This window comes from Pseudorhodoferax sp. LjRoot39, assembly GCF_964253035.1.
GTDB lineage: Bacteria > Pseudomonadota > Gammaproteobacteria > Burkholderiales > Burkholderiaceae_C > Pseudorhodoferax.
Genome location: NZ_CAXUQL020000001.1, coordinates 3348186 through 3363519 on the forward strand (window position 1 = coordinate 3348186; position 15334 = coordinate 3363519).

Consider the following 15334-nt stretch of genomic DNA (forward strand, 5'->3'; position numbering starts at 1 on the left):
TGAGGAGGCGTGACGTCACAGCCCGGGGCCGGCGCCCGATGGCCCGTGGAGCCCGGCATGCAGCACCTCGGCCAGCAGGGCCATGCCCTGCGCGATCTGCTCGGCCGTGAGGCCGGCATAGCCCAGCACCAGCCCCGCAGGCCGGTCGCGCCCGGGCGGCGCGGCGAACAGCGGCGAGACCGGGTAGACGCCGACACCGCGCCGGCGCGCCGCGGCGGCGAGCGCGGCCTCGTCGCGCGGGCGCAGCGCAGGCAGCCACAGCACCACGTGCAGGCCGGCGGCGGTGCCGGCCGCATGCGCACCGCCCGGCAGCTGCGCCACGGCTTCGAGCAGCGCCGCGCGCCGGCGCTCGTGGGCGCGGCGCATGCGGCGCACGTGGCGTTCGTAGGCACCGCTGTCCAGCAGCGCGGCCAGCACGCGCTGCTCCAGCAGCGGCGCATGGCGGTCGGCCAGGCGCTTGGCCTGGCGGAACACCGGCACCAGTTGCGGCGGCAGCACCATGTAGCCCAGGCGCAGCTGCGGCGACAAGGCCTTGGAGACGGTGCCGACGTAGAGCACGCGGCCGTCGGTGTCGATGGCTTGCAGCGCATCGATGGGGCGCTGGCCGTAGCGGAACTCGCCGTCGTAGTCGTCCTCGACCACCCAGGCCTGCTGGCGCTGCGCCCACTGCAGCAGGGCCATGCGGCGCGCGATCGGCAGCACGCCGCCCAGCGGGAACTGGTGCGAGGGCGTCACGTAGGCCAGCCGGGCGCGCGCGTCCTGCGGCAACTGCGCGGTGTCCAGGCCATGGGCGTCGGCTGGCACGGGCAGCAGCCGGGCGCCTGTGGCCTCGAAGCAGCGGCGCGCCATCAGGTAGCCGGGCTCCTCGAAGACGAAGGCGGCATCGGCGTCCAGCAGCAGCCGGGCGCACAGGTCGATGGCCTGCTGCGCGCCGTGCACCACGAGGATCTGCCCGGCGCTGCAGGCCAGCCCGCGCGCGCGGCGCAGGTAGGCCTGCAGCGCGTGGCGCAGCGTGGCGTCGCCCTCGGGTGCGGCGTAGGAGAGGCTGGCCTGCTGGCGCAGCAGTTCGGCCTGGTAGGCGCGCCGCCAGGCCAGCACCGGGAAGTCGCGCGGCGCCAGCGCGCCATACAGGAAATCGATGCGAGCGGGCCCGTCCGCGGCCAGGGCCGGCAGGTCCATCGCCGCCACGCGGCGTCCGAAGGCGGACAGCGGCGGCATGCTGGCGGAGCGCGTGGCACGCAGTGCCGGCGCCGCGGCAGCGGTGGGCGGCGTCGCCACCCGCGCCACCCGCCCGCCGGCGGTGAGCAGGAAGCCCTCGGCCGCCAGTTGCTCGTAGACCGAGGTGACCGTGGTGCGCGAGACGCCCAGCTCGCTGGCGAGCGCGCGCGTGGAGGGCGCCCGCGCGCCGGCCGGCAGGCTGCCGTCGGCGATCTGCGCGCGCAGCCAGTCGTAGATGCGGCGGCCCGCACCGCTGCCTCCGGCGTGCTGCAACTGGTCCATGAAAATGGCTGAAAACTGGTACTTCCCATTGTGCCGGTGCTGCGGCACAGTGCGCCCTGCCGAATCGCCCGCACACCCACCACGATGTACCTGCCCACCCACTTTGCCGAGCAAGATCCCGCCGAACTGCAGCGCCTGGTCCAGGCCCACCCGCTGGGCACGCTCGTGACCCACGGCCCCGAAGGGCTGGACGCCGACCACATCCCGTTCGAATTCGATGCCGGCGCCGGCCCGCAGGGCCTGCTCACGGCCCATGTGGCGCGCGCCAACCCGCTGTGGCAGCGCTGCCCCACGGGCACGCCGGTGCTGGTGGTGTTCCATGGCCCGCAGGCCTACATCTCGCCCAACTGGTACCCGAGCAAGCACGAGACGCACCGCCAGGTGCCGACCTGGAACTACGCGGTCGTGCACGCCCACGGCACCCTCACCATCCGCGACGACGAACGCTTCGTGCGCGGCCTGGTGGCGCGGCTCACGCGCCAGCACGAGGCGGCCGAGCCGCGGCCCTGGCGCATGGGCGACTCCGCGCCCGACTACATCGACGGCCTGCTGCAGCACATCGTGGGCATCGAGATCGCCGTGACGCGGCTGGTGGGCAAGTCCAAGCTGAGCCAGAACAAGGACGTGCGCGACCGCGAAGGCGCCGCCGGAAGGCTCGATGCGCTGGGCCATGCCGATCTCGCGCAGGCCATGCGCCGCACCGTCTGAGGGCGCGCGCGTGTTCGTCTCCACCTTCACCTTCGCGCCGGGCGCGTTCGACGCCGAATTCCACCGCATGGACGCGGCCATCGCCGAGGCCGCGCGCGCCATCCCGGGCTACCTGGGCGAGGAGACCTGGGAGAACCCGGCCACGGGCCTGGTCGCCAACAGCTACTACTGGGACAGCATGGCCGCGCTGGAGCAGCTCATGCAGCACCCCACGCACCGCGCGGCCAAGCAGCAGCAGGCGCGCTGGCTGGCGGGCTACCACGTGGTGGTGGCGCAGGTGCTGGCCGCGCATGGCGACGGCCGCATCGCGCATCCGCTGGCGCGTGCTACGCCCCCAGGTTGAGCAGCGAGGCCTCGATCGCCGCGGCGGTCGCCAGCGGCCGCTCCATGGGGAACAGATGGCTGCCGTCCAGCAGCATCACGCGGCCCGGGTCGCCCTTGCCGTCGGCGCCGACGATGCGCGACGTCATCGCCATGCCGACCTGGCGCATCTCCACCGACTGGCGCCCGCCCAGGAAGGCCACCGGGCACTTGAGCGGGTGCCGGCGCAGCAGCCGGTCCAGGTGGTCGGGCAGGGTGTTGTAGATCGCGGTTTCCACGTCGCGGTCGAAGCCCAGCACGCGGCGTTGCTGGCCTTCGTGCACCTCGTCGTGCGTGCCGTGTTCGATGTAGTCGGCCAGCACCTGCGGATCCCACTTGGCGAAGGCCTTCTTGTGCCGGAAGTGCTCCAGCGCTGTCGCCGCGTCGGGCCAGGCGTTGCGCCGCGCGCGGCTGATGCGGCCGGGCGAGACCGAGCCCACCAGCGGCGTGCGCTTGGCCAGGCCCAGCGTGGTGGCGCGCCAGCCGCCGATCAGCGGCGAATCGATCAGCAGCACGCCGCGCGCGAGCTGCGGCGCGCGCGCGGCCGCCATCGCGCTCAGGAAGCCGCCCAGCGAATGGCCGACCAGCCAGGCCTTCTCGTTCTGCTGGGTGGCGAAGTCCACCAACTGCTGCACCAGGTGCGGCCAGTTGTTGCTGACCGGATACTTGGGGTCGTGGCCGTACTTCTCGACGGCCGCGATCCGAAAGCCGCGCGCGCGCAGTTCGGCGAACAGCACGCGGTAGGTCGAGGCCGGAAAGCTGTTGGCGTGCGAGAAGACGATCAGCCCGCGCTCGCCCGCTGCGGTGCTCAAATCAGGCGCTCGTCCGGGTTGCTGATCTTGCGCAGCGGCTTGCCGCGGCTGGCCGCGACCATCAGCGGCTGCTCGGTCGGGCCGCCGGCCCACTGCGGGTCCTCGATGCTGTCGAAGACCTCGCGCAGCTTCTGGCCCCAGGAGCCGTGCAGCATGCGGAAGTAGGGGTTCTGCTCGTCGATGCAGACCACCTTGTCGGTGCGGAAATCGTCCACGCCGTAGACCACCAGGTCCAGCGGCAGGCCCACCGAGAGGTTGGACTTGAGCGTGGAGTCCATCGACACCAGCGCGCACTTGGCGGCCTCGTCCAAGGGCGTGTCGGGCGTGATCACGCGGTCCAGCACGGGCTTGCCGTACTTGGATTCGCCGATCTGGAAGTAGGGCGTCTCGGGCGTGGCCTCGATGAAGTTGCCGGCCGAGTAGACCTGGAACAGCCGCATGCCTTCGCCCTTGATCTGGCCGCCGAAGATCATGGAGACGTTGAACTCCACGCCCGACTGGCGCAGCGACACGGCGTCGCGCTCGTACACGCGGCGCACCGCCGCGCCCAGCACGCGGGCGGCGTCGAACATGCTCTTGGCGTTCCAGATCGTGATGGGGTCGCTGTCCTCGAACTCCTTCAACTGCTCGACCTGCAGGATCTCGCGGATGGACTGGGAGATGCTCAGGTTGCCGGCCGACAGCAGCACCATGAAGCGGTCGTCCGGCCGCTCGTAGACGATCATCTTGCGGAAGGTGCTGATCTGGTCCAGGCCGGCGTTGGTGCGCGAATCGGACAGGAACACCAGGCCGGCGTTGAGTTTGAGGGCGACGCAGTAAGTCATGGGGTGGGGCTGTTGGCGAGGGTGGCCTGTTCGCGGCGCGCGATGTTCTTCAAGCGGTACAGCGCATCGAGCGCCTCGCGCGGCGTCAGCGCATCGGGGTCGATGCCGGCCAGCGCGGATTCTACGGGGCTGGGTTCGGCCACCGCCGCGGCCGGCGGCGGCGCGAACAGGTCGATCTGCGCCTGGCTCTCGCTGGCCTGCTGCTCCAACTGCTCCAGCGTGTGGCGCGCGTGGTGCAGCACCGGCGCGGGCATGCCGGCCAGCCGCGCCACCTGGATGCCGTAGCTGCGGCTGGCCGGGCCGGTCTGGATCTCGTGCAGGAACACGATGTCGCCGCCCGATTCGGCCGCGCTGACATGCACGTTCTGCGCGGCGTGGTGTTTGGCCGGGAACTCGGTCAGCTCGAAGTAGTGCGTGGCGAACAGCGTGAAGGCCTGGGTGCGGTCGTGCAGCTGCGCTGCGATGCCACTTGCCAATGCCAGGCCGTCGAAGGTCGAGGTGCCGCGGCCGATCTCGTCCATCAGCACCAGGCTGTGGCGGCTGGCGCCGTGCAGGATCTGCGCGGCCTCGGTCATCTCGACCATGAAGGTCGATTGCGCGTTGGCCAGGTCGTCGGCCGCGCCGATGCGCGTGTGGATCGCGTCGATGGGGCCGAGCCGGCAGCTGCTCGCGGGCACATGGCTGCCGATGCTGGCCATCAGCACGATCAGCGCCACCTGGCGCATGTAGGTCGACTTGCCGCCCATGTTGGGGCCGGTGATGACCTGCATGCGCTGCTTGACGTGCAGCCGCGTGTCGTTGGCGATGAAGGCGGCCTGCGAGGTCTCGGCCAGGCGCGCTTCCACGACAGGGTGGCGGCCGCGCTCGATCTCGATGCAGGGCTCTTTCACGAACTGCGGCGCGCACCAGTTCAGCGTGAGCGAGCGCTCGGCGAAGCTGCACAGCACGTCGAGCGTGGCCATGGCCTGGGCCAGGCGCGACAGGGCCGGCACGAAGGCCTGCAACTGGCCCAGCAGCCGGTCGTACAGCCACTTCTCGCGCGCCAGCGCCCGCTCCTGGGCCGACAGCGCCTTGTCCTCGAAGGTCTTGAGCTCGGGCGTGATGAAGCGCTCGGCGTTCTTGAGCGTCTGGCGTCGGCGGTAGTCGGCCGGCACCTTGTCGAGCGCGCCCTGCGTGACCTCGATGTAGAAGCCATGCACCTTGTTGAACTGCACGCGCAGGTTGCCGATGCCGGTGCGCGCGCGCTCGCGCGTTTCCAGGTCGAGCAGGAAGGCGTCGCAGTTGTTCTGGATCGCGCGCAGCTCGTCGAGCTCGGCGTCGTGGCCGGTGGCGATCACGCCGCCGTCGCGCACCAGCGCGGCCGGCTCTTCGAGGATGGCGGCGGCCAGCAGGGCTGCACATTCGGGCGGCGGCTCCAGGTCCTGGCGGATCTGCGCCAGCAGGCCCGGCAGGCCGTCGATGCTGTCGGCCAGCAGGCCGGCGCGCTGCAAGGCCAGCTGCAGCGCCACCAGTTCGCGCGGGCGCACCTGGTAGAGCGCGGTGCGTGCCGTGATGCGCTCCACGTCGCTCGTGCCCTTGAGCTGCTCGCGCAGCTTGGCGTAGTGGCCGGCGCCCGGAGCGTCGCGCAGCACGGCGGTGGCCAGCAGGCGCGCATGGGCCTCGGCGCGGTCGCGCTGCGGCTCCAGCAGCCAGCGCTTGAGCAGGCGGCTGCCCATGCTGGTCATGCAGGTGTCGAGCAGCGAGAACAGTGTGGGGCTGTCCTCGCCGCGCAGGGTCTGCACCAGTTCGAGGTTGCGCCGCGTGCTGAGCGGCAGGTCGATGGCCGCGTCGCTGCGCGCCACGCGCAGCGCCTGCAGGTGCGACAGCGCCTGGCCCTGCGTGTGTTCGGCGAACGCCAGCAGCGCCGAGGCCGCGGCATGCGCCTGCGGCAGGCCCTCGGCATGCCAGGCCGAGAGGCTGGCCACGTGCAGGTGCTCGCAGAGCTTGCGCTGGCCCAGCGTGCCATCGAACTGCCAGGCCGGGCGCAGCGACAGGGCCAGCGGCCCGCCCTGCGGCGTGGTGAGGCGCAGGCTGCGGATGCGTGCTTCCAGCGCATCGGGCACATCGGCCGGCAGCAGCAGCTCGGCCGGGCCGATGCGGGCCAGCCAGCCCGGCAATTCGTCCATGCTGCATTCGGCCAGCTGCAGCTCGGACTGCGTGAGCGCCAGCCAGGCCAAGCCGCAGCGCTGGCGCGGGCCGGGGTAGAAGGCGGCCAGCACGGATTCGGTCTTGTCGGCCAGGAGGGCGGTGTCGGTCAGCGTGCCGGGCGTGACCACGCGCACCACCTTGCGCTCCACCGGGCCCTTGCCCGTGACCTCGCCGACCTGCTCGCAGATCGCCACCGATTCGCCCAGCCGGATCAGCTTGGCCAGGTAGCTCTCCACCGCGTGGAACGGGATGCCGCACATCACCACCGGCTCGCCGGCCGACTGGCCGCGCCGCGTGAGCGTGATGTCCATCAGCGCCGCGGCGCGCTCGGCGTCGGCATAGAACAGCTCGTAGAAATCCCCCATGCGGTAGAAGACCAGCGTGTCGGGGAAGTCGGCTTTCAGGCCGAGGTACTGCGCCATCATCGGCGTGTGGGCCGAGAAGTCGGGCTTGGGCATGGGCGATTGCGAGGACAAGGGGCTTGGCATGCGGTTCGGTGCGGGAGGCGATTGTCGCCAAGTCGCCGCCCCGGCCCGTGGCGCGCTGGCCATGGTGCAAGGCTTGCACGCATGTACACACCTGGATTGCAAGCGTGGTCCGAACCGTTCGGCTTGTCGGCAAGCCCCTTTGTCGGCATCCGGTGGCCGGTGCGCCGGCCGGCTGATGAAATGCCCAAGCCTACGGTCCACACAAAGGAATGCACCGATGAAGCTGCGCAGCCAGGTCTTGGGGTTGGGGGTGGTAGGCGTCGTGATGGCCGGCCTGGTGGGTGTGATCGGCCTGCTCAACGGCAACCGGCTGGCCGACGAGATCGGCCGCGCGGTCGACCTGGGTTCTGCGCTGCAGAGCAGCCAGGAGGCCGACATGATGCACGACGCCGTGCGTGGCGACGTGCTGCTCGCCCTGCTCGGCGCCAAGGAGGGCAACAAGGAGCAAGTGGCCGAGGCCGTCAAGGATCTGGCCGCGCACACCGAGATCTTCCGCAAGGCCCTGGACGACCTGCAGCAGTTGCCCACCTCCGACGAGGTCAAGCGCGTGGTGGTCACGACCTTGCCGCTGGTGTCGGCCTACACGGGCGCGGCCCGGCGCATCCAGGAGCTGGCGGCCGGCGACGCCGCTTCCGCGCTGGCCGCCTACCCGGCGTTCCAGAAGGCCTTCTCCGACCTGGAGGCGCAGATGGCGGCGCAGGCCGAGGCCATCGAGCGCAACAGCGAGGCGGTGCACACCGCGGCCGCGCAGAGCGTGCAGAGCGCGGCCGCGCAGGTGGTGGCCGCGCTGGTGGTGGCGGCGGTGCTGCTGATCGGCGCAGCCGTCTGGCTCACGCGCCAGATGGAGCGCCCCATGGCCGATGCCGTGGGCATGGCCGACCGCCTGGCCCATGGCGACCTCACGGGCAGCGCGGCCGCGCACGGCAACGACGAGACGCGCCGCCTGCTCTCGGCCATGGCGCGCATGCAGGCGCAGTTCAGCGAGATCGTGCGCAGCGTGCAGCACAACTCCGACAGCGTGGCCCACGCCAGCGTGGAGATCGCCCAGGGCAACCAGGACTTGAGCATGCGCACCGAGCAGCAGGCCAGTGCGCTGCAGCAGACCTCGGCCTCGATGGAGGAATTGCGCGCCACCGTGCAGCAGAACGCCGACAGCGCGCGCCAGGCCAACCAGCTGGCTGCCAAGGCCAGCGCCGTGGCCGCGCAGGGCGGGGCCGTGGTCGGCGAGGTGGTGCGCACCATGCAGGAGATCGAGGAGTCCTCGCGCCGCATCGCCGACATCATCGGCACCATCGACGGCATTGCCTTCCAGACCAACATCCTCGCGCTGAACGCCGCGGTGGAGGCGGCGCGCGCGGGCGAGCAGGGCCGCGGCTTCGCGGTTGTGGCTTCCGAGGTGCGCGCCCTGGCGGGCCGCTCGGCCGACGCAGCCAAGGAGATCAAGGCCTTGATCGGCACCAGTGTGCAGCGCGTGGAGGCCGGCACGCGGCTCGTCGGCAGTGCCGGTGGCACCATGGACGAGATCGTCGCGGCGATCCGCCGCGTGACCGACATCGTGGGCGAGATCACCGCCTCCAGCGACGGCCAGGCCGCCGGCATCTCGCAGGTCGGCGACGCCGTCACGCAGATGGACCGCAGCACGCAGCAGAACGCCGCGCTGGTCGAGGAGATCGCGGCCGCGGCCAGCAGCCTGAAGGGCCAGGCGCAAGGTCTGGTCAACGCCGTGGCGGCGTTCCGGTTGCCGGGCGGCAGCAGCGCGGTCGCACTGCGGGAGCATGCCGCATGAAGCGCCTGCATCTGCTGGCCGCAGCGCTCCTGTGCCTGGCTGGTGCATCGGTCTGGGCCGGCCGCCCGCTCACGGTGGACGACGCCAACGTGGCCGACGTCGGCGGCGGCCAGGTCGAGACCTGGTACGCGCGCCCCGCCAGCCGGGAACGGCTGTGGACCAGCACGCTGGGCGTGGGCGTGCTGGACTGGCTGGAACTCGGCCTGGGCGTGGAGCGCAGCTTCTCCGCGCCCGAGACCAGCACCGCCGTGCAGGCCAAGATGCGGCTCACGCCGTCGGTGGAGGGCGGCTGCAACCTCGGCGCCGTGGTCGGCCGCATGCACCTGCACCGCGAGCGCAGCGACGCCACCTATGCCAACGGCCTGGTCACCTGCAACCTGGATGGCGGCCCGCTGCACCTGAACCTGGGCGCGCACCGGCTCGATGGCGGCGGCACCCACGCGCTGTGGGGCGTGGCCAAGGAGTTCGAGCTCGGTGCCGTGACGGCCCATGTGGAGGCCTTCGGCCAGCAGCACGGCAAGCCCACGCTGCAGGCCGGCCTGCGCCGCGAGCTCGTCAAGAACCTGCAGATCGACGGCACGCTGGGCCGCTCGGAGCGCAAGGCGGTGTTCAGCGTGGGGGTGCGGGTGGGGTTTTGAGGTGCGCAGCAAGCTGCGCAACGCGTGTGGCGCGGCCCCTCTGCGGTGCCCCTATGAGCGGTCCGCCAACGGTTTGCGTTCCCGCGCCTGAACAGCCAACCACGCAGCCGTCATGTCGGGGAGGTCGTGGGTGATGACCCGCCGCCATTCATATGTCAGCTGCGTCAACAGGATGCCGACCGCTCCAAACACCGGAAGCAGCAGCAAGCCGAACTCGCTGTGCTTCGGAAGGTTGCTGAAGAAGCAGCTGGCCACGGCAAGAACCAGCGATGCGAAGTAGACGCTCCAGTACGAAGCGGGGATGGGGTCGTTCGCCTCTGAGCGCAAGCGAGCGAATCTGGCATCGGAGGCGAGGGTTTCCCGGTACAGCTCGATCCTCGAAGCCCATGTCAACCGTTGCGCTGCGGAATCCACCATGACTTTCCAGTAAGCCGCCAACTGCACGATGGCGCGCCGTTGCCCCAGGTTGTGGGAAAACATGGGCAGGGTGATCGCATTGGGAAGCACAAAGATCAGGGCGCGAAGCGGGGCGGGCAAGGCGGGATCGTCCGCTTTGGGAAAGGCGAGCGCCCAGACCGCGAGAGCTCCGAGCAGCGCGACCGAAATTGTCATGGCGGCGCTGTACACGGTGTTGATCCGGGAGTTGATCTCGGATTGCGTCGTCCAAGCCATCTCATACTCCGCCAAGAGCCAATCCCGCGGCGCTTGTTCGTCGGCTGCCATAGGTCGCTGCATGCTCCTTGTTGTCAAGGCTTCCGGCCGATGGGGTGGACCGAAGATCCCTTGCGCAGGGAAGAGACCCCACTGTAGCGTCCTCCGACGCGCCTGCACCCGGTGCTCGCCGGGCGGAGTGGCCACCACCGCCTTCTTCCGTCACGGACGTGCGCAAACAAGGGGGCCTGTCGCGTCGTGTCCGGCATGTGGCGGTGCAGGCGCTCAGCGCCCCACCGGCTTGCCCAGCGGCTCGTAGCGCGTGCCGTTGAAGCGCACCAACTGCACCTGCTGGATCGGCCGGTGGTCGTCCATGCCGGTCTTCACCTCGATGCCGGGGTAGAGCATGGGCAGCGTCATCGACAGGCTGGCGGCCTGGCGCATGAGGTTCTCGCGCGTGAGTTCGTCGCCGGCCTGGCGGATGGTCTGCACCAGGGTCTGCGCCTGGGAGTAGCCCAGCACGTTGAGGAAGTCGCTGGGCTCGCCCTGGGGGTAGTACTGCTGCATGAAGGCGCGGTACTCGGCCAGCTCGCGCGTGCCCTGCAGCGCCGCGTCGTCGGGGTCGCGGATGAACGAGGCCGAGATCACGCCGGTGGCGTTGTCCAGCCCGGCGGGCTTGAGCACGGCCTGCACGAAGATCGACACGCTGGCCAGGTACTGCACCGGGCGCCAGCCGGTCTCCGCGGCCTTGCGGATGGCCTGGGCCGCGAACCGGGGTGTGGCGATGTTGAAGAACACGTCGGCGCCACTGGCCTTGAGCGCGATGAGCTGGCTGTCGATGGTGGCGTCGGTCACCTCGTAGCTGGCCTGGGCCACGAGCATGCTCGCAGCCTTGTCGCCCAGCGCGTCCACGAAGCCCTTCAGGTAGTCCTTGCCGAAGTCGTCGTTCTGCAGCAGCACGGCCACCTTGGCCTGCGGCCGGGTGGCCAGGATGTGCCGGGCATAGATGCGCGCCTCGTCCTGGTAGGTGGGCTGCCAGCCCATGGTCCAGGGGAAGGCCTTGGCATCGCCGAAGCGCGTGGCGCCGGTGCCCACGAACAGCTGGGGCACCTTCTTCGTGTTCATGTAACGCTGGATCGCCAGATTCTGCGCCGTGCCCAGCGGGGCGAACAGCGCGAGCACCTCGTCCTGCTCGACCAGCTTGCGCGCCTGCTCGACCGTCTTGGCCGGGTTGTAGCCATCGTCCACGCTGAGCAGCACGATCCTGCGGCCGTGGACGCCGCCCTCGGCATTGACCTTGGCGATGTAGGCGCTGGCTGCCTTGCCGATGGTGCCGTAGGCCGAGGCCGGGCCCGAGTAGGGGCCAATGTGGCCGATGCGCACCTCGGTGTCGCTGGCGCCCGGGTCGTAGCGCTTCTGGGCGGATGCGGTGCCAGGGAGTGCGAGTACGAGGGCGAGGGCGAGGGCGAGCAGGGCGGCGGCGCAGGTGCGCATGCCGCGTGCGAGGGAGGAGCAGTGCGTCGGAAACATCTTGGCGGGTGGTCGTGGGGGCGCGCGGCGCCGAGGGGCAGTCTAGCCCGGCGCGTGTCACCGCAGCTTCATGCGGCCTGCCTAGCATGCCCGCATCCCATGACCACGGTCTGACCCATCGCACGTGCGGCGTCTTTTCGCTTCGATCCTCTGCCTGGCCCTGCTCGCCGCCTGCTCGCCCAGCCGCCTGGTGCTGAACCGCGCCGCCGATGCGCTGGCCGCGCCGTCCACGGTGCCCGAGGACGACCTGCAGCTCGTGCGCGAGGCCAGCGCCTTCCAGCTCAAGCTGTCGGAGTCGCTGCTGCAGCAGGTGCCCGAGCACCAGGCCCTGGCCGAGGCCGTGGCCGGTGGGTTCACGCAGTACGCCTATGCCTTCGTGGCCTTCGACGCCGACCGGCTGGAAGGCCGCGACGCCGTGGCCGCGCAGCGGCTGCGCCATCGCGCCGCGAAGCTGTATGGGCGGGCCCAGCGCCATGCGTTGGCGGCGCTGGAGCAGCGCCAGAGCGGCTTTCTGAACCGCCTGTCTGCGGACACTGCGCGGCTCGATGCCGACCAGGTCACCCTGGCCTACTGGGCCGCGGCCGCCTGGGGCGCGCGCATCGCACTGTCCACCGACCAGCCCGACCTGGTGGCCGACCTGCCGCTGGCCGCCAGGCTCGCGCGGCTGGCCTTCGGCGTCGCGCCCGGCCATGGCGCGGGCGCGCTGGCCAGCCTGGTCGCCAACTTCGAGGCCGCGCGCCCGGGCGGCAGCCGCGTCGAGGCCGCGCGCCTGTTCGACGCGGCCGAGCGCTACGGCGCCGGCCGCAATGCCGGCGTGTTCGTGGCGCGCGCCGAGGCCCTGGCCCGGGACGACCGTGCGCTCTTCGAACGCCTGCTGCGCCAGGCCCTGGAGGCCGCCGCAGCACATCCCGATCTCGGCAACCAGGTCATGGGCGAGCGCGCCCAGTGGCTGCTGGACACCATCGACGACAGGTTCTAGACATTCCATGACGACAACTTCCCCGCCCATCGCCCTGCGCCGCCGCCAGATCGGGCTGGCCCTGGCGGGCTTTGCCATCTCAGGCACCGGCCAGGCCCAGGCACAGCAGCAACTGCAGCAACTTCGGATCGGCTCCCTGGTGCCGCGCAACTCGCCCTACCACCAGCAGCTGCTGGTGCTGGGCGAAGCCTGGCGCGCCGCCCAGGGCGGGCAGGGCCGCTTCACGGTGTTCACCGACGGCAGCCAGGGGGGCGAGGCCGAAATGGCGCGGCGCATGCGCATCGGCCAGCTGCAGGGCGCGCTGATGTCGGTGGTGGGCCTGCGCGAGATCGAGCCCGGCATCGCCGCGCTGCAGAACCTGCCGCTCCTGTTCCGCGACTGGGACGAGGTCGACCACGTGCGCGAGAAGATGCGCGCGTCCATGGAGCAGCGCTTCGCGGACCGCGGCTTCGTCGTGCTGGGCTGGGGCGACGCGGGCTGGGTGCGCTTCTTCTCGAAGGAGGCCGCGGTGCGGCCCGACGACTACAAACGCATGAAGTTCTTCGCCTGGGGTTCGGAGCCCGAGCAGCAGGCCATCATGAAGAGCCTGGGCTACACGCCCGTGCCGCTGGAGACCGCCGACGTGCTGCGCTCGCTGCAGACCGGCATGATCAGCGTGGTGCCGTCCACGCCGTACTTCGCGCTGGCCGGCCAGATCTACGACAGCGCGCCGCACATGCTGGACATCAACTGGGCGCCCATCGTCGGCGCGCTGGTGGTGACCAGGAAGGCCTGGGACGGCATGGCCCCCGCCGTGCAACAGGCACTGCGCACTGCCGGTGAGCAGGCTGGCCGGCAGATGCGTATCCAGGCCCGCGCCGAGGTCGATGAGGCCGTGGCCGCCATGAAGAAGCGAGGCCTCGTCGTGCACACGCCCAACGCCGAGCAGATGCGCGAGTGGAATGCGCTGGCCGAGGCGCTGTACCCGCGCATCCGCGGCAGCATGGTGCCGGCCGAGACCTTCGACGAGGTCTTCGCCCACCTCAAGGCCTTCCGCGCCAGCCGCGCCCGGTGAGCACGCTGCAACGGCTCGATGTGCTGCCGGCCGCCGTCGCGCTGGCGCTGATGGTCGCCCTGCCGCTGGTCGAGATGGCGCTGCGCCCGCACATGGGCCGCGGCGTGGACAACGCCGCCGTGCTGGTGCAGCACCTGGGCCTGGTGGTGGCCATGTTCGGCGCCATCGCGGCCGAGCGGCTCGGGCACCTGACCAGCCTGGGCGGCGGCCTGGACCGGCTGGGCAGCGCCACCACGCAGGCGCGCGTGCGCATGCTGGCGGCCGCCGGTTCGGCGCTGCTGTGCGGCATGCTGGCGCATGCAGGCTGGCAGCTCGTCGCTGCCGAGCGTGGCGCCGGCCAGTTGCTGGCCTATGGCATGCCGGTCTGGTGGGTGCAGGCCTGCCTGCCGCTGGGCTTCGTGCTGCTGGGCCTGCGCCTGGGCGCACGTGTCGGCACGTTGCTGCCGCTGCGCGTCGCCGCGGCCACCGCGCTGCCGCTGGCGGGCTGGTGGATGGCCGCGCTGGCCGGGCAGACGGCACTGCCGCTGGCGCCAGCCTTCGCCGTGCTGCTGATGCTGCTGCTGGCCGGCGCGCCGGTGTTCGCCGTGCTGGGCGGTCTGGCGCTCGCGCTGTTCTGGAGCGATGGCCTGCCGCTGGCCTCGATCGCGTTGTCGCACTACCAGATCACGGTCAACCCCTCGCTGCCCGCGCTGCCGCTGTTCACGCTCGCGGGCCTGGCCTTCGCGCGCACGGGTGCGGCGCAGCGGCTGGGCGATTTGTTCGTGGTGCTGTTCGGCGGCGGTCCGCGCGGCACGGTGCTGGCAGCCGCGCTGCTGTGCTCGGCCTTCACCGCCTTCACGGGTGGCAGCGGCGTGACCATCCTGGCGCTGGGCGGCCTGCTGCTGCCGCTGCTGCGCCAATCCGGCACCCCAGAGCAGCGCGGCATCGGCATGGTCACCAGCGCGAGCGCGCTGGGCGTTCTGCTGGCGCCCTCGGTGCCGCTGATCATGTACGCGGTGATCGCGCGCGTGCCGATCGCGACCATGTTCCTCGCCGGCCTGGTGCCCGCGCTCGTGATGGTGGCCTGCCTGCTGCTGCTGGGCGGCTACCTGCGCACAGGGCAGCGCGCGGCCGTGCAGCCGGTGCGGCCGCGCGCCGACCTCGCAGCGGTGCGTGCCGCGCTGTGGGCTGCGAAGTGGGAGGTCGCCGCGCCCTTCGTGGCCATCGGCGCGCTCGTGAGCGGCCTGGCCACGCCGACCGAGAGCGCCGCGCTGACCGCGGCCTACGCGCTCGCCACCCAGGGCCTGTTGCACCGCGAACTCAACTGGCGCGGGCTCGGCCGCTGCCTGGCCGAATGCGCGCAGGTCATCGGCGGCGTGATGCTGATCCTGGGCATGGCGCTGGCGCTGACCAACTTCCTCGTCGACGCCGGCATCCCCGAACTGGCGGTGGCTTGGGTGCAGGCCGCGATCCCGAACAAGTACGTGTTCCTGCTGGCGCTGTGCGCCTTTCTGTTCGTGGCCGCCGCGCTCATGGAGATCTTCGCGGCGCTCGCGGTGCTGGTGCCGCTGCTGCTGCCGCTGGCGCTGAGCTACGGCATCGACCCAGTGCACTTCGGCATCATCTTCCTGGCCGCGATGGAGGCGGGCTTCCTGTGCCCGCCGGCTGGCATGAACATCTACTTCGCCTCGGCCATGTTCGGCAAGCCCATCCCCTATGTGGCGCGCTCGGTGCTGCCGGCCATGCTGGCGATCTTCGCGGGCACGCTGCTGATCGCGCTGTGGCCGGCGCTGTCGACGGGCCTGCCCAGGCTGCTCCAGTAGAGCGGGCGTGGGGTG

General features: G+C 71.3%; 13 protein-coding genes. 7 read left to right on the plus strand and 6 right to left on the minus strand.

Going from position 1 to position 15334, the window contains the following annotated elements; genetic code table 11:
* Nucleotides 1–15: 15 nt before the first annotated feature.
* Nucleotides 16–1500, minus strand: a complete 1485-nt coding sequence (locus ACSQ4M_RS15655) for a PLP-dependent aminotransferase family protein (RefSeq protein ID WP_436190370.1) — start codon at nucleotides 1498–1500, stop codon at nucleotides 16–18.
* 84 nt (nucleotides 1501–1584) lie between these two features.
* On the opposite strand from ACSQ4M_RS15655, the gene ACSQ4M_RS15660 reads away from it, so the two are divergent.
* Complete coding sequence (locus tag ACSQ4M_RS15660) at nucleotides 1585–2208, plus strand: FMN-binding negative transcriptional regulator (protein ID WP_436190371.1); 624 nt, start codon at nucleotides 1585–1587, stop codon at nucleotides 2206–2208.
* A 10-nt stretch (nucleotides 2209–2218) separates the two neighbouring features.
* Nucleotides 2219–2551 carry an antibiotic biosynthesis monooxygenase family protein gene (locus ACSQ4M_RS15665; protein WP_436190372.1) on the plus strand — a complete coding sequence of 111 codons (333 nt, stop codon included), beginning with the start codon at nucleotides 2219–2221 and terminating at the stop codon, nucleotides 2549–2551.
* Here ACSQ4M_RS15665 and ACSQ4M_RS15670 read toward each other — a convergent pair.
* Genes ACSQ4M_RS15670 through mutS form a run of 3 tightly spaced genes read right to left on the minus strand, consistent with a single transcriptional unit; the run spans nucleotide 2535 to nucleotide 6879 of the window.
* Nucleotides 2535–3380 carry an alpha/beta hydrolase gene (locus ACSQ4M_RS15670; protein WP_436190373.1) on the minus strand — a complete coding sequence of 282 codons (846 nt, stop codon included), beginning with the start codon at nucleotides 3378–3380 and terminating at the stop codon, nucleotides 2535–2537. The genes ACSQ4M_RS15665 and ACSQ4M_RS15670 overlap by 17 nt on opposite strands.
* Nucleotides 3377–4204 carry a peptidase gene (locus ACSQ4M_RS15675; RefSeq protein WP_436190374.1) on the minus strand — a complete coding sequence of 276 codons (828 nt, stop codon included), beginning with the start codon at nucleotides 4202–4204 and terminating at the stop codon, nucleotides 3377–3379. The genes ACSQ4M_RS15670 and ACSQ4M_RS15675 overlap by 4 nt, the downstream gene beginning before the upstream one ends.
* Nucleotides 4201–6879, minus strand: coding sequence for a DNA mismatch repair protein MutS (gene mutS, locus ACSQ4M_RS15680; protein WP_436190375.1), 2679 nt, complete (start codon nucleotides 6877–6879; stop codon nucleotides 4201–4203). Before mutS ends, ACSQ4M_RS15675 begins: the two co-directional genes overlap by 4 nt.
* A gap of 217 nt (nucleotides 6880–7096) precedes the next feature.
* Here mutS and ACSQ4M_RS15685 point away from each other — a divergent pair, with 217 nt between their 5' ends.
* Nucleotides 7097–8665, plus strand: coding sequence for a methyl-accepting chemotaxis protein (locus tag ACSQ4M_RS15685; RefSeq protein WP_436190376.1), 1569 nt, complete (start codon nucleotides 7097–7099; stop codon nucleotides 8663–8665).
* Nucleotides 8662–9303, plus strand: coding sequence for a hypothetical protein (locus ACSQ4M_RS15690; RefSeq protein WP_436190377.1), 642 nt, complete (start codon nucleotides 8662–8664; stop codon nucleotides 9301–9303). The genes ACSQ4M_RS15685 and ACSQ4M_RS15690 overlap by 4 nt, the downstream gene beginning before the upstream one ends.
* 51 nt (nucleotides 9304–9354) lie before the next feature.
* Here ACSQ4M_RS15690 and ACSQ4M_RS15695 read toward each other — a convergent pair whose 3' ends face one another.
* A complete protein-coding gene (locus ACSQ4M_RS15695; RefSeq protein ID WP_436190378.1) occupies nucleotides 9355–10026 on the minus strand; it encodes a hypothetical protein in 672 nt (223 codons plus the stop codon).
* 213 nt (nucleotides 10027–10239) lie between these two features.
* The gene (locus tag ACSQ4M_RS15700) at nucleotides 10240–11448 is read right to left on the minus strand and encodes an ABC transporter substrate-binding protein (protein ID WP_436190379.1); all 1209 of its coding nucleotides are present in this window, start codon (nucleotides 11446–11448) and stop codon (nucleotides 10240–10242) included.
* Nucleotides 11449–11608: 160 nt separating this feature from the next.
* Here ACSQ4M_RS15700 and ACSQ4M_RS15705 point away from each other — a divergent pair, with 160 nt between their 5' ends.
* The 3 genes from ACSQ4M_RS15705 to ACSQ4M_RS15715 are packed head-to-tail and all read left to right on the plus strand — an operon-like array spanning nucleotide 11609 to nucleotide 15319.
* Complete coding sequence (locus ACSQ4M_RS15705) at nucleotides 11609–12463, plus strand: TRAP transporter TatT component family protein (protein ID WP_436190380.1); 855 nt, start codon at nucleotides 11609–11611, stop codon at nucleotides 12461–12463.
* A 7-nt stretch (nucleotides 12464–12470) separates the two neighbouring features.
* Entirely contained in the window at nucleotides 12471–13517 is a 1047-nt protein-coding gene (locus ACSQ4M_RS15710; protein WP_436190381.1) for a TRAP transporter substrate-binding protein DctP, read from the plus strand.
* Entirely contained in the window at nucleotides 13514–15319 is a 1806-nt protein-coding gene (locus tag ACSQ4M_RS15715; protein WP_436190382.1) for a TRAP transporter large permease, read from the plus strand. Before ACSQ4M_RS15710 ends, ACSQ4M_RS15715 begins: the two co-directional genes overlap by 4 nt.
* Nucleotides 15320–15334 lie beyond the last annotated feature (15 nt).